Genomic DNA, 14,308 nt, shown 5'->3' on the forward strand with positions numbered 1-14,308 from the left:
TGCATGTCCTTAATAGCACTTGCAGTATCGGTTTGTCGATAGGGGGAGAATTACCCCTGATGGGACTATGTTCCTCTATCTCCAGACGTAAACGTTGCAATTTTAAAATAAACTTAACACAATGAAATTATTCTTTTAATATTGATAGGCGATGACGACCACCGATGAACTAAAATCCCGCCCCTTACCTCCCGGTCATTTCGGTTTACCGCTGATTGGGGAAACAATCCAGTTTTTCCGTGATCCCGACTTTGCCAAGAAGCGTCATCAAAAGTATGGGTCGATATTCAGGGGTAGATTCCGCCTCAGAAACGCTTATGGGCATAAGGTTTGAAGGGTTGTTTAGCATTGCCTTACCCTTACCGTGGACGAAATTTGGTCGTGCTTTGCATTGCCGCAAGCAACTACTAAACCAGATTGATTGGAGATGAAATTATTTACCGCGTTGTTAGTGCGAGATTATCAGTGGGAACTGCTTCCGGAACAGGATTTGGGCATGGTTACAGTACCGACACCCCACCCCCGCGATGGTTTGCGGGTTAAGTTTTGGCGGCGACAGGGACACAAGTAGGTATTTGTTACTGATGAATAACGACGGGCGTTCCCACAGACGCCCAATTATATAACCACTCGGCGTGATCAACTGCTACATTCACACAACCGTGACTCATCGGAGTGCCAAAGTTATTGTGCCAATAAGCCCCATGAATGGCATAGCCACCTTGGTAATACATGGTATAGGGCACATTAGAAACATCATAACCGGGACCACGCATGCGATCGCGCCGCAGCTTGGTTTGAATGTTAAAGACGCCGGTACGGGTAGGTGTAGCGCTTTTCCCGGTGGAGACAATCACCGCATAGACTTGAGCCCCCCCTTCCCAGGCGATTAACCGTTGATTGCTTACATCAATTTGAATCCAGCGCTGGTTCGTATTTTGCAGCGCCGTCATTTTGCTGGCAATCTGTTCACTTTGGGGTGTGGGATGGGCGACGGGTGTATTAAACCCAAACACGGTTATGGCTAAGGCGACACCCGCTAGGAGGGTTCCTGAACGGCGCACCCACTTTTTAGACCTGATGGTTTTCATGGAAACTTCTGAGGTAACAGCATCATCCTCTTAGTTCCATTTTAGGGATCATGGTTAAATTGAGATCGAAGTTTTTTCGCCCGTTGGGTAATCCCTTGCCAATCCCCAGACGCGATGAGGGGTTTGGGAAACAAATCTCCCGCCAAACCGACCGCGATCGCACCGGCTGTGATAAAGTCTTTAGCATTGGCGAACGTTACGCCGCCTGTAGGAATCAGGGGAATATGACCCAGAGGTCCTTGTAAGGCTTTGATATAACTGACACCGCCTACCGCCTGGATAGGAAACACTTTAACGCAACTTGCCCCCGCATCAATAGCGGTAACAATTTCACTGGGAGAAAGTGCGCCGGGAACGATGGGAACTCCAGCGTTAACAGCCGTATTAATTAGACTGGTATTGGTATGAGGGGTAAACAGAAACTCAGCCCCCGCATCAATAGCTTGATGTACTTGTTCCAGGTTTAATAATGTCCCTGTACCAATCGTACAGTTTGGTAACTCTTGGCGCAGATGACGAATTAATTCCGCCGCTGCGTCTGTATTCCAGGTAATCTCAATTAACTTTATTCCTCCTGCGGCTACCGCCAGCGCCATTTGACGTCCTAACGATTGGTCAGACGCCCGAATTACGGCAATGGTACGATGCTCTTGCAGAAGAGTCAACCAAGATTCATTTGATGTACTCACAATTTTATTGATGCTTACTGATGTCACCGACTGCGTTCGTAGTTGCGCTGTATTCGCCCTACACCCTTAAAGGCTGACTACAAACTCTTAATTCAGTAACATTCACTCTAGGTTAAGTCGTATAAATAATTCAAGGATTATAGTCAGGGCTTCAGAGTTATTTTACAGGCTAAAGCCCTTACTACGAACTACAAACTAATTCACCGCTTAGCCGTAGCCGTTTGCAGCCATTGCTGTAACTGTTGCTTAACTTGTCGTTCCCTTTGTGCAACGGTTGCACCAGCTTCACCCATCTTATTCTCAAACTCAGCTTGCTTGTATTCTACAACACTAGGTTCTACAGTTTGAGATTGTGCTTTTAGTTGGTTGTACCAGGCGGCAAAAGTCTCTAGGCGCTGCTTCAAACGCTCATAGCGATTGCGCTCAACTTCAGCCCCGTTGATATCACGATTAACCTCGCGATTATTCATCGTAGCATATTGATGCTGCACATCCGTATAGGCTTGGCGCAAATAGGGCAACAGGCGATTTTTAAGCGCTTTGGAGACGGCGATAACGATAGCTTTGGAACGAAGCCCAGGCATTTTTGGCGCGGCTTCATCGTTTTCGTTCTCGATTTTATTTACCCTTGCCAAAATCTCCGATAAGTTTTCTTGAAAAATACCGCGAATTTCACCCGTTCCGTCTTTCACTTCAGCCAAGGTTTTAGAGAAAGCCTCTTGGACAATTTCTTGAATTCGTTCTGCCCGTTCCCTTTCTGCGGATTTAGCTTTCTGAAAATCAGTGGTGATGCGTTCTTTAGTAGAGTGAGACATTTTTTATCCCTCGTTGCTTTGATTAACTCGGTTTCGAGACTTCTGGTAAAAAGCTTTTCTACTCCCAATTTAATCTTGCCAAATTTATGCCTAACTTTCCGGTGTGGTTTACCCCCAGTTTTGGCGTACTAATTCGACAAACGGTAGGGAGACTACGACATCAGGTACGGATATCCGACGATTGAGCTTGTTTCATCAACTATCCAATTGAGGCGGATTCCTGTTCCACCCTTTTTAAGGGGGGTTAGGGGGGATCTCCCGATGTTCAATACACACTTCCCAGTCGTATTTATTGTGCATTTTCCCAACCTAACTTTTCACGGGAATTCTATAAACCTGAGTCGGGGCGGGTTTAGTCACATCTTGGTGAAACCGAAAAGATAGTAGTGAAACCCGCCCCTACACAATCTACAAATCTCCCAATCTCTCACTCAAAACTTACCTCCCTTCGTTGCGCCACATACAGTGAAAACTAAGAAATTAAACCACCTTGGGTTTCGTTCCTCAACCCAACCTACTAAGGTGATAAAAGGTGATAGGCTCCCTTCACACTCGCGTTATCCAGAATCCTCCTTTTCCAGCAAAGCCAATAAATCCAATTCTTTATTCACTACATACATCACCGGATTCTTCTGCTTAATCACATTACCCTCTTGCACCGCTCTTTTTAACCAATCCTCCATCTGTCCTTTTCGTACCTGCAACGATTCAGCCAGAGATTTCGCATCTTGAGGTTGCTCTAACTGGTTGAGGATAAAGGGTAAAACCGCTTCATAGATATCTTTGGCGGGTAAATTAATAGAAATCGTTTTATCCCCGCCTAAATCATCTCCGGCTGAGGATTTCTCAGACTCTATTACTCCCCCATCAACTTTGCTTTGTTCAGCCTCAGCTATAGCGGCGTCTAAAAGTGTACGCAACGGTTTATTCCAAGGGGCTTCTGGAAAAACGATTCCTCCCTTTTCCAGCAATTTATGATTTCCTTCGGGTACAGTTCCCTGCATTCGTACAAAAACCGGGACATCTTTTACCTGTCTGAGTACTTCAGTCGCCCCCGCCCAAGTTCCACCTTTACCAACAGCAGAACTAACCACTAACGCATAATCAGCTAACGCATAAATATACTTATTTCGCCCCATAGCATTACCCGCGCTGAAACTAGCGTCGGGGTCATACGCAGACACTAATGTCAGTCTACCTTCTTTAATTCCCGCACGATACTTACTCGCCACAGCCGCTTTCGTCAAACTATCCGCAAGTACACCCACAGCATTCCCACCTGCTGCTAATATACCTAACATTGACGCTTGATCTACCCCACGCGCTCCACCAGAAATCACATTAATTCCCTGTTCTGCACAGGTTTGGACAACTCTTTCGGTATAATTAAGTCCGTCTTGATCAACATCACGAGAACCAACGATAGCCAACCCACCTTGAGCAAGCAATTCTCTATTACCAATTCCATAGAGAATCGCGGGTGCATTATGTTTCAATCTCTGCTTCAAACATTGAGGATAGCCTGCGTCACCTCGCCCCACTATCCATAACCCCTGATTCGTCCACTTTTCCACCGCTAAACTGAGCATGACACCGCGCTCAAGTAACGCGACTAACCGATGAGAATCAAGCTTGTCAATAGTAATTTGAGATAAGCGATTTTTCAGGGTTGGCTCAAGCAAATCCTCCGGAATCATGTCATTTTCCAGCAACCAACTCGCTACCGTATTATACTCGCTCAGGGTTAAGGGTTTAGGCTCAGTTTGACGATTTTGTCCAAAGCTGGCACACAATAATAAAATGGCTTGAGTATTGGGTGACAGCAGATGGTAATCCATAATCTTCTAATTTGTCTACGTTAACGAATTAAGTGCCAATGCTAACGGAAAAACTGAACCACTTCCAGCCTGACGTAACAGTGCAGCAATAACCGTGAATGTCCAACGTGAATCTACCATATCATCAATTAAGAATACTGCACCCTTCATACCTTGCCAAGGGCTCACGTCAAAGACACCATCGAGGTTATGCGCTTGTTGGTAACTATTCCCCATCTGTTTTTGTGGCTGAGTCTGGCGAACTTTCTGCACAATTGGCTGAAAGGGTAATTGTAATTGATTGGCGAGTCGTTGGGCAAAATTGGGGACAAGTTGGGGATGATGTAAGGAAGGGACACAAGTTACCCAAGTAGGAAAAGGTTGAGGATGCCAACGTCGAATCATCTCAAATGCACCCTGCACCAAGGCGTCGTCAAAATCATGATTATCGTATTTCCCTTGTTTAACTAATTCTCCCCAACCTGCATCACCCCAAAGTGATAATGCTCGTCCGGGTTCAGCGCGTAAATTATCGCGAATTTTCCCAGAAAACCCATAACTAGGGAGCGCTTTCGATGCCCATTGTTTACGAGGTTCGATAATTTGGTCACTACGACGAAGATACTGAATTGCTTGATTAACTCGGTCTAGTGAATAGGTTTCGGGTAATAACGGTCTACCCAAGCATACCGCACATTTACCGCAAGGCGTTGGCTGCGGATCATCTAATTCTCTGGCGAGAAATGTCATCAAGCATTCTCGACTGTTCATATAGTCCAACATGCGAGTTTGTTCTTGGCGACGAATTTGGGTTAACCGTTTAATTTTATCTGTATCCGGTTGATAAAATACGGGCGTCGCATACCATTTAGAGCCTTGTTTGGTTACGGGTGCAGGGGACTCCAGGGATAACAATTTCAACACCTTATTAATTTGTCCATTAGAAAGATTGAGATGCTGCTCGATTTGGGGAACCGACAATCCATCTTCTGCTTGTTCTAATGCCTTTAAAACATCTTGAACATGAGCCTCTGGCGGAAAGGCAGTTTGAATAAAATAATCAGTAATTTCCTGGTCTTCATCACCACTGAGCAGAATCCCATAAGCTTGCTCTACCGCTCTCCCCGCGCGTCCGACTTGTTGGTAATAATGAACAACAGAACCCGGACGCTGGTAGTGGATGACAAATCCTAAATCCGGCTTATCAAACCCCATTCCTAAAGCGGTTGTAGCGACTAAAGCTTTAATTTCATTGTTAAGGAGTTGGTCTTCTAAGGTTAAACGCTGTTCATTGGTTAGAGCCCCATGGTAGGCTTGAGCCTGAATTCCTTGCTGATTTAACCAATGGGCAACTCGTTCGGTATCTTTAATCGTCAGGGCGTAAATAATCCCACTTCCGGATAAATTTGGCAGCTGTTCAGCTAACCACGCCATGCGTGCGGCGGGACTCGGTAATTTGATGGTTTGTAATTGTAAGCTTTTTCGGGTTAGAGTGCCTCTGGATACAAGCAAATTAACACCCAGTTGAGTAATAATATCGTTAACCACTCGGTTATTTGCCGTGGCGGTTGTGGCGAGTGCGGGAATGGTTTGAGGAAGCGCTTGCAAAACGCGGACGATGCGCCGATAGTCGGGGCGAAAATCATGTCCCCAGTCGGAGATACAATGGGCTTCATCAACAACGAATAAGCCAATTCGTTGCGATATGGGTAACAGAATGGTTTGGCGAAAGTTTTCATTGGCGAGTCGTTCGGGAGAAATGAGCAGAATATCAATGATTCCCCCTTGTAATTGAGTGTTAATCTGTTCCCACTCTTCGGGATTACTGGAGTTAATCGTGGCGGCGTTAATATTAATGCGTTCAGCGGCGACAATTTGATTTCGCATCAAAGCCAGGAGGGGTGAAATCAGCAGGGTGGAACCCGCACCACTATTTCGCAGCAAGCGAGTAGCGAGAAAGTAGACAATGCTTTTCCCCCAGCCTGTGCGTTGTACAACCAGGAGCCGCGATCGCGCTAGAATTATGCTAGCGATGGCTTCCCATTGTCCATCCCGAAATTGAGCAGTTGGATTATTGAGAGCTTGGCGCAGCAGTGACAGCGCTTGGGCTTTGAGTTTGGTTGTCATATCGATACACCGTAGCGATAATAGCCAAGGCGGGTTTAGTTTCATTATGGGTTTTCTTCTGAATGTTATCAGTAAAACCCGCCCCTACTGTCCTCAAATTCAAATCAACTTATCAATGGATAATTAATAATTGATAATTGACAATTGATCAATTGGGTCTAAGATCTCTTCATTTACGAAGAAATTAAAAAAGATTTTCCTTAATTTCAATCCTCTTCTTTTAAGGAGAGGTCATTATCCATTGTTCATTATCCATTGTCAATTTGTGAATGGAGTGGCTCAAAAGATTGGCGGACTGGGCGTTAGCTTTAAAATTGTTTAACCCTAGGAATGCGAAAAAGGCGAGAAGTATGTCTCGTCGCTTAAACTTCATGTTGTTTACCTTCGCCAAATAGAAAAGTATCAGATATTATATCCTTTTAGAGAGAGGTTTTACGGGAACGCCTCTCCCTAATAGAGCCTGCTATATCTGGCACAATCTTTTTTGCCTACTCTAGATACTTAGTGAGACAGGTTTTGTTGTCGCATCCTGAGTTTATCCAAAAACTGGATAACTACCCTTTCCAGCGGTCTATCTTGAATCCTTTGAACAAATTTAGTTAATGGGTTGAGTTCAATAACATAATTCCCAATTTGAATCCCCAGCGGTGCTAAATGCTTACCGGATAGTTCCTGGTGCAGTAAGGGAAACTTGCCCTGCTTTAAATAATCAATGAGCCACAGCACATCACTATTTCTTCTGTGTTCCTCATCTTTAAATCTGTCCTGCTCACTTCCAGCAATTGTATCCTTGTCAAAAGAAATAATGCCTGTTAAATTAAACAGTGGGCTTTGGCTGATGTAGCATAGAGTTTGTTCCCTTGTGGGAATTACACCCAGGTTTTTTGAGTCGAGGAAACGGGCGATGAAAGCTAGAGGTCGAGGAATGGCACTTTGCGTATCACTAATATCAGGTGCGATGAGTAAAGAAGGTTGACCTTTGATAGCACGTTGTAGGTCAGGACTATCGAGGATACTTTCTTCAATTTGTCGAATCTGACTGTCCGCGTCTGAATTACACCGCTTTAAAATATCTCGCCATCTGTCGCCACTTAAAAGCTCTAAAAGGGCGATGTACTTGCACCCTAAACTGTGACCTATCCAAAAATAGTTTTCTGGATTTTGATAAACTTCAGTTGGATAGTTGAGTTTCTTGGCAATTTGGGAAATTTCCTGGGACAGAAATTTCTGTTCTTTTAACAAATTAATTGAAACAGACCAATGGCGAAAGGTAAACCGGAATGGTAGAGCAATAATCGTATAACCTTCATCAAACAACGCCTTTAATAAATAGCGATAAAAAACGGTCGGTAAACTGCCAAAGAAAGCACCGCCGATAAATTGAATAACACCTTTGGGATTGGGATGAATAGCAACCCAACTAAAGGAAAGTGGCGAAAATTTTATTTTCTCGTTCATATCAGTTGATTTTGCTTTTAGGGGGGTAGGGGAAATCTGAATATGTAGTAAGCCGAAGGAAAATTAGTATATTTCCTAAGTATGGTAGTAGAGACGTAACCTGCTACATCTCTACTATCTTTTTGGTCAAAATCCAGGTTGATACCGACTGAATTACGGTTTAAGCTGTGATTGTTTAACGGCTTGGAGCTTGGGTTTCTAACTCACTGATCCGTTCCACCATCGCGCTTAAAACCTGTTGCAAGCTATCGGTGGTGCTTGAGATTGCTCCATTGCTCAGATTCGGGGGGTTAAGAGTAAGCCGATCAGGATTTTCTCGGATAATTTCGGCTAACCCAGGGTCAAGATCAAGAATTTCCGGAGGAAGTTGCCGTATCGGAAAATTTGGGAATTGAAACTGAGTCAGTTTAACTTGAGAACCGCCTGTAGCCGTGGGAAGTGCATAAGCAAGTTGGTCAAAGTCTTCCTTGCTTGTGGGAAAGTTTTTTGGCAAGAATGTTCCTCGTTGCTGAGGAGTCAGCAACAAGTCAAAGGAGCTAGAACCAAATAAGTTGGCTAGGGAAAGCGTAACAAATCCACGTATTTCAGTATCTGCCTTGTCAACAACCTCTTTTTTGGTTACATCAGGTTGTAAGAGAAATAATCCGGTATCTCGTGGACCAATGGATATCAAATAGGTTTGGGTAGTTGGGGTCTGACTAACGGGATTTAATGGACTATTCAAACCCGCGACATCAAAAAATGCTAGTAGCGGTTGGCTGTTTAGGTTTGGAGATTGAGCGGTGAAATTGACTCGCAGTCGGACAGGGACACTGCTATTGAGATTAGAAATTGTCAAAAAGTAACCCTGGATAATAGTCCGACCTGCGCCTAATATGTCAGCAGCCGGCTGCACTAGGGGTTTAACCAAAAGCTCGAAAGTAGAAACAACTGTGGATACAGCCATTAGCTTGAAACTCCTTTAATAGAACATCAGAACCTAGTACCGCTTCCGAGAAATTCACAATGGTTTGATTGTCAGCATTTTAGTAAGGCTTGACTGATCAATTGATTTCCGCCGCGCTGTACTTAGTGATTAACCGGGTTGTCCCTCGGTTATTACTAGAAACGAGGATTAAGGGGGGACTATTCCAGATTGATACAAAACTTTACATTAGGAGTTGAAGCGGAACCACACAAACAAAGAGGAGGCGATTGAAATCGCGGAACCACACAAACTTTCGTCCGCCTGTGGCGGCTGTGAGTATTCGTCAGTATGAAAAAGCCCTAGAGTCTCTGGTTGAGTACAATTGTACTGCTTTTAGCCAAGAAATTGAGTTCTTGGCGGGTGTAGGAGCTTACTCACGGCAGTTTATAACTAGCAACCCGTACCTTTAAGTCACCCTCTTGGGGAGGGTAGCTGAAAATAAAGGCTCCCTCTTGAATTTCACCACTGGACAAAAAGTTAATAGTTTGTTCCCCTGATTCTTGAACTCCCCCTGCTGTTGTGAGTTCCGCCACCACCTGAACAGATTCCGCCGTTCTACCTCCACTATTGGTGACTGTGAAGGGGACATAAAATTGTCCCTTTACTTGGCGAATTTCTACTTGTTTAATAGTTACACAGAGGATAGGGGGTTGACTGTCTCTACCCAGTCCTCTAAATGTGACCAGTCCCACAATTGTAATTAAAATGAACAGGGAAATGGTAAAGCTGACCCACTCCGCCGGGGAACGATGAGAGGAGTTCGCTTGATCGCAAGAGTGATCACTCATCTGTTTTTTGCGGCTGGATACCTCGTCTATGTACTCTTATGTGGGGAGGAAAGCCTCGTCCATAGCTAGGCTATGGGCAGGGTAGTTGACATCATATCGCTAAACGTCCAGCAGCACCGCCAATAGTGGCAGGTAGCCCTAATAACAGCGTATACCGCAACCACAAAAACCACGGATCACTCAAGCTAAGACGGTTGAAGAACCACAACATTAAAGCCGAAGCCAGCAGTGAAATCAAGTAGGAGAGAATAGTTTTCCCGATAGGAGTTGGCAAGATTCCTTTCTGTAGGCGGCGTGGGCGTTGGTGGGCAAAGCCAGCAGCAAAAACAATCCCGTAGGAAATGAGTAAGGAGGCGGCAATAATGACCAACAGCCAAGGGGGTGATGCGGCAGCCGCTAGGGTGGGAATTTCGTCAGTCGGGGCAATACTAAAGGCAACAATAATTGCACCGATTAAGGTCGCACTAATATCAGCTATCATATCCCGGAAACCGAGTTGCTTGATCTGTGGCTGGATGATTATAATCGACCGTGAACCTTGACTGGATTCAAATTCAGCCGATTGTTCTGGCAGTAGCGATCGCGCCATCGCTACACCCAAGGAAAATGGTACACTCTCAAAAATTACTTTTCCCAATGCTTCATCAATTGGAGTTTCTCCGGTAATTCGACGCAGCAAAATTAGAATAACTGTCGCACAAACAATGCCAATTGCCAAGGCTTCTACGCTTTCTATTGCCGCATGAACTATCCCATCACGCCTGCTTTTGCGGAAGCCTTCGCTGCGATTAAATAAAAACACAGCTAGATAGGTAATGCTTAGAACCCCCAGTAATATGATAGGTTCAATATAAGAACCTATCCACCAAACCTCCATAGTATAGAGCAGAGGAATACCAAATAAGAAACCACCGAAAATACCTCGAATGATTTGATGAATCTCTAATAACCAAGTCGGTGAATGCTGTTGTGTCTGGATCAGTTTAACCATAGTCTATTTAACTAAGAAATTTATGATGGTTGAATCAGTCACTCATCTCTCATCCCCAACTCCTGGCGTCGATGGAGCCATCGAGACACATCACTAGCTGTAATAATTCCCTGTAGATCTCCATTGTTAGTCACTAACACTCGCCCCATTCCTGTATTTTGCATCTTTTGCAACACATTAGACATAGTCTCATCCGGACGAGCGGTTAAATCCTTCTGCACAGGTTTCATAATATCTTCAACCCGATAGCTTTTCCATTGTTCTCGTGAGATTTGCTTAAACACAGCGAGTAACCAGCAATGGCTAGAGCGCTTACTGATATTGGAGACAGGATTAGTGATGCTGTGGATTTTAGCCACAAGTAAATGGGTTGACCGTTATTTGTCACGACTGATTAATTGGGCGTTGCCGCGCTGGACGACACTTAATGTGCAAAATTACGCCAGTTTGCTACGTCTGTCTGGTGATTACACCGTAATGGAGATGGAAGTACATAACAAAGGACAAAGAACAAAAGACTCATTAAAGAAAAGAGGCGGTAGACCGCAATGCTACAATCAGAGGGGGTAACGGGGAAAGCGAGGTTCGATTCGGGAATAAAGGGATTGAGGTCAATCCTGAATAGATTGGCTACATTAAAAACTATTGATGCTCCCACCTTAATCGGGCGCTGCACTGAATCAGGGCACTTAGGGAAGCAAAATACCCCACATTACTCAAAACGCTTTGAGGGACATGGCTATGCAGTCGGAACAACAACAGCGAATCATGGGCTACTTTATGGAGGAGGCACAAGACCACCTCAATACCATAGAGCAAGGTTTGCTAAATCTGCAAAGCACCATCGAAGACGCTGAGACGGTGAACGAAATGTTCCGCGCTGCTCATTCGGTTAAGGGCGGAGCAGCTATGTTAGGACTCAATAGCATACATCAAACTGCCCATCGCCTAGAAGATTACTTTAAAATCCTCCAAGAAGCTCCGATTAGAGTAGATACTCACTTAGAATCCCTGTTGCTGCGAGTTTTCGATATCCTCAGCGCTCTTTTAGGGCAGCTGCAAGGAGCTTATGGATTGACCGACGAAACAGCCAGTACGATTATGTCTGATGCTGAGCCTGTCTTTGAGCAACTCAACAGCTATCTGCAACAGTTAGTCCAAAACACTCAAGCGGCTGGTGATACTCCTTCCCTAGCCAATTCATCTCAATCCTCTAGTAAAGGAACAAAAACCTTGCCCGCCACCTTTAAACGAAATGTGCTGGTAGAACTGCGGGAGATGTTGCAACTGTATAAGCAGTCGGATACTCCCGAACATCGCCACGCCCTGCAAGAACATTGCCAAAGGTTGATCGAATTAGGCGATCAATTAGACTTACCGGGGTGGGGTGAATTACTAGAGATATCAAAAAGTGCGATCGCGAATCTTGAAAATTCCTATCGCTTACTCGCTAGCGTCACCATTAAGGAAATTAAACAAGCTCAAGAATTAGTTCTGAGCGGGCGCTCCGTTGAGATTGTACCCAGTGAACAACTCAAAGCCCTGGCACCAGACGCCACAACAGTCGAATCAGCGACAGCACCTGATATTAGCACCCATTCTTCCCATCAACCAACTCCTGTAACCGAGGAATCCGACCTAAACCTAAATAAAGCCACCCATCTCCCCGATAGTCGAGATACCTATATCCAATCCCAGGATACCTATATCCAAGATCCAAACGACACAACAGAGTTCAGACACGATCAACTCCGATTCTCGGTGGTTCAATCCTCAAACTCGATCTCTCCCCTCTCCGATCAGGGCGAACCCGAAGTGGGTATCGCAGAACTCAATAGTTTAGCCGATATTTTTGAAACTCAAACACCTGATTTCGATCAAAGTTGGCAAGAAGAAGAAATTATCAGCCTAAATGCTCAATCCTTAAACTCTGATTCAGATGATTTTCTGAATCTTGAAGACTCGAATGATTTCTCGGATCTAATTGAGGATAGTGAGAATTTAACAAATAATGACTTAAGGCAAGGGTTAGCGGATGAGTTCGCCCTAGACGCGATCGCAAATCCTCAAGCATCAAAAGAATCATCGGATTCCTTTGATATCTCATCCAGCTTGACCGATGACTTTTCTGATCTACTATTTGAGTCAGATAGCTCAGAAGATTCCGACCCAATGAGTCAATCAGGTGATGACTTAAAGAGTTTATTTGGTGATAGTTTCTTTGACGGGGAAGGAGAAAATTCGCCAGCAGCCATTCTCAGTTATTCAGAACTTGAGGATTTGGACGTAGATGAGGACTTTCTCCAATCCTCCCTTGAGGGCGATGAAACCGTCTCAGAATCAGACTTTGACTTTGATGACCTGCTAGAAATTTCCAGCAGTGAAGAAAATCTCCAAACCCCAGGAGAATCAGTCAATCAGAGCGATTTAGCTCTGGAAGACTATCTAGACAGTAATGATTTAGATTTAGATCTAGAAAACCATTTAGACAATAGCAATCAAGCTGATACAATCGACATCGAATCAGCAACACCGGAAGCGGGAGATGTATCAAATATGTTTGAAGAAACATCTCTCGACGATTTTGCTCAAGAAGCTTGGGAAGAGTCAGAAGACCTCCCCGATTTTGAGGCTCTCAATGACTTCTTTGATTTAGAATCACCTGAAGTTGAATCGACGCCAGTCGATAGCTTGACTGACCCAGAAGAGGTTTCTATCGTTGATATGCCCCTATCCAGGGATGAAGCTTTATTGAATGAAAGCACAACTTCATTCCAAAAGGATGGGGAAAGTTCGGAGTCATGGTTTGAGGAAGAAGGCGACGAAATTCTGCCAGGAGTAACAGAAGATGCCGAAGAACTCTTTGCTGAAGAAGGTGAAGAGTCATTGGACTCAACGGTACAGGTAGAGGATTTCGAGATCGATTGGTTAACGGATGAATCTCAACAGACACAACAACCGTGGACATCGGAAACTGAATCAGCAGCTGACCTATTTGGCGATTGGGAAACACCACAGACGCCATCTAGCGAAGATTTAGACGCCCTCTTTACTGAAGATGAAGATGGTGAGGAGTCATTTGACTCAAGCGCCGAGGTAGAGGATTTAGATGCAGATTGGTTAACCGATGAGTCAAAAGGGACACCGCAACCGGAAACACCACAAACCCAAGAGGATTTATGGGGCGAGTGGGAAACAACAGAAACACCGCCGAGTGAAGAGTTAGACGACTTATTTGGCGAAGCAGAAGAGGAAGCATTAGCCAGCAACGCCCAGGTAGAGGATTTAGATGCAGATTGGTTAACCGATGAGTCAAAAGGGACACCGCAACCGGAAACACCACAAACCCAAGGGGATTTATGGGACGAGTGGGAAACAACAGAAACCCCATCGAGTGAAGAGTTAGACGACTTATTTGGCGAAGCAGAAGAGGAAGCATTAACCAGCAGCGCCGAGGTAGAGGATTTAGATGCAGATTGGTTAACCGATGAGTCAAAAGGGACACCGCAACCGGAAACACCACAAACCCAAGAGGATTTATGGGGCGAGTGGGAAACAACAGAAA

12 protein-coding genes and 1 pseudogene are annotated in these 14,308 nt (G+C 44.8%); 3 read left to right on the forward strand and 10 right to left on the reverse strand.

What is annotated here, in order from left to right; genetic code table 11:
* Positions 1 to 151: 151 nt before the first annotated feature.
* Together RID09_RS00255 and RID09_RS00260 are read left to right on the forward strand one after the other, a co-directional pair.
* Positions 152 to 334, forward strand: coding sequence for a hypothetical protein (locus tag RID09_RS00255; RefSeq protein WP_446333950.1), 183 nt, complete (start codon positions 152 to 154; stop codon positions 332 to 334).
* Between the two features lie 87 nt (positions 335 to 421).
* Positions 422 to 571 (forward strand): annotated as a pseudogene (locus RID09_RS00260) (cytochrome P450); the annotation flags it as partial.
* Positions 572 to 578: 7 nt separating this feature from the next.
* Here RID09_RS00260 and RID09_RS00265 read toward each other — a convergent pair.
* From RID09_RS00265 to RID09_RS00310, 10 genes are all read right to left on the reverse strand, one after another.
* Positions 579 to 1,091 (reverse strand): L,D-transpeptidase, encoded by a 513-nt coding sequence (locus RID09_RS00265; protein ID WP_446333951.1) that lies wholly within the window; start codon positions 1,089 to 1,091, stop codon positions 579 to 581.
* Between the two features lie 41 nt (positions 1,092 to 1,132).
* Positions 1,133 to 1,780 (reverse strand): bifunctional 4-hydroxy-2-oxoglutarate aldolase/2-dehydro-3-deoxy-phosphogluconate aldolase, encoded by a 648-nt coding sequence (locus RID09_RS00270; RefSeq protein WP_446333952.1) that lies wholly within the window; start codon positions 1,778 to 1,780, stop codon positions 1,133 to 1,135.
* 200 nt (positions 1,781 to 1,980) lie between these two features.
* Positions 1,981 to 2,595 carry a hypothetical protein gene (locus RID09_RS00275; protein ID WP_446333953.1) on the reverse strand — a complete coding sequence of 205 codons (615 nt, stop codon included), beginning with the start codon at positions 2,593 to 2,595 and terminating at the stop codon, positions 1,981 to 1,983.
* A 557-nt stretch (positions 2,596 to 3,152) separates the two neighbouring features.
* Positions 3,153 to 4,433: a DNA-processing protein DprA gene (locus RID09_RS00280; RefSeq protein WP_446333954.1), complete on the reverse strand. Its 1,281-nt coding sequence runs from the start codon at positions 4,431 to 4,433 to the stop codon at positions 3,153 to 3,155.
* A gap of 15 nt (positions 4,434 to 4,448) precedes the next feature.
* Entirely contained in the window at positions 4,449 to 6,539 is a 2,091-nt protein-coding gene (locus tag RID09_RS00285) for a RecQ family ATP-dependent DNA helicase (RefSeq protein WP_446333955.1), read from the reverse strand.
* Positions 6,540 to 7,040: 501 nt separating this feature from the next.
* A complete protein-coding gene (locus RID09_RS00290; protein ID WP_446333956.1) occupies positions 7,041 to 7,997 on the reverse strand; it encodes a DUF1350 family protein in 957 nt (318 codons plus the stop codon).
* Positions 7,998 to 8,172: 175 nt separating this feature from the next.
* The gene (locus RID09_RS00295; RefSeq protein ID WP_446333957.1) at positions 8,173 to 8,943 is read right to left on the reverse strand and encodes a hypothetical protein; all 771 of its coding nucleotides are present in this window, start codon (positions 8,941 to 8,943) and stop codon (positions 8,173 to 8,175) included.
* A gap of 395 nt (positions 8,944 to 9,338) precedes the next feature.
* Positions 9,339 to 9,752 carry a TIGR02588 family protein gene (locus RID09_RS00300; protein ID WP_446333958.1) on the reverse strand — a complete coding sequence of 138 codons (414 nt, stop codon included), beginning with the start codon at positions 9,750 to 9,752 and terminating at the stop codon, positions 9,339 to 9,341.
* Between the two features lie 91 nt (positions 9,753 to 9,843).
* Entirely contained in the window at positions 9,844 to 10,743 is a 900-nt protein-coding gene (locus tag RID09_RS00305; RefSeq protein ID WP_446333959.1) for a TIGR02587 family membrane protein, read from the reverse strand.
* 38 nt (positions 10,744 to 10,781) lie between these two features.
* Complete coding sequence (locus RID09_RS00310; protein WP_446333960.1) at positions 10,782 to 11,102, reverse strand: CBS domain-containing protein; 321 nt, start codon at positions 11,100 to 11,102, stop codon at positions 10,782 to 10,784.
* A 382-nt stretch (positions 11,103 to 11,484) separates the two neighbouring features.
* Between RID09_RS00310 and RID09_RS00315 the strand changes: the two genes are divergently transcribed.
* Positions 11,485 to 14,308 (forward strand): Hpt domain-containing protein (locus RID09_RS00315; protein WP_446333961.1); only part of this gene is annotated, 2,824 nt, incomplete at its 3' end.

Origin of the sequence: Coleofasciculus sp. G1-WW12-02, from assembly GCF_040219735.1 — a bacterium.
GTDB lineage: Bacteria > Cyanobacteriota > Cyanobacteriia > Cyanobacteriales > Coleofasciculaceae > Coleofasciculus.

Excerpts from the sequence above, each read along its gene's own strand:
- RID09_RS00265 (WP_446333951.1), bottom strand. The coding sequence starts at position 1,091 with ATGAAAACCATCAGGTCTAAAAAGTGGGTGCGCCGTTCAGGAACCCTC.
- RID09_RS00295 (WP_446333957.1), bottom strand. The coding sequence starts at position 8,943 with ATGGCTGTATCCACAGTTGTTTCTACTTTCGAGCTTTTGGTTAAACCC.
- RID09_RS00290 (WP_446333956.1), bottom strand. The coding sequence starts at position 7,997 with ATGAACGAGAAAATAAAATTTTCGCCACTTTCCTTTAGTTGGGTTGCT.
- RID09_RS00280 (WP_446333954.1), bottom strand. The coding sequence starts at position 4,433 with ATGGATTACCATCTGCTGTCACCCAATACTCAAGCCATTTTATTATTG.
- RID09_RS00285 (WP_446333955.1), bottom strand. The coding sequence starts at position 6,539 with ATGACAACCAAACTCAAAGCCCAAGCGCTGTCACTGCTGCGCCAAGCT.
- RID09_RS00300 (WP_446333958.1), bottom strand. The coding sequence starts at position 9,752 with ATGAGTGATCACTCTTGCGATCAAGCGAACTCCTCTCATCGTTCCCCG.
- RID09_RS00305 (WP_446333959.1), bottom strand. The coding sequence starts at position 10,743 with ATGGTTAAACTGATCCAGACACAACAGCATTCACCGACTTGGTTATTA.
- RID09_RS00275 (WP_446333953.1), bottom strand. The coding sequence starts at position 2,595 with ATGTCTCACTCTACTAAAGAACGCATCACCACTGATTTTCAGAAAGCT.
- RID09_RS00255 (WP_446333950.1), top strand. The coding sequence starts at position 152 with ATGACGACCACCGATGAACTAAAATCCCGCCCCTTACCTCCCGGTCAT.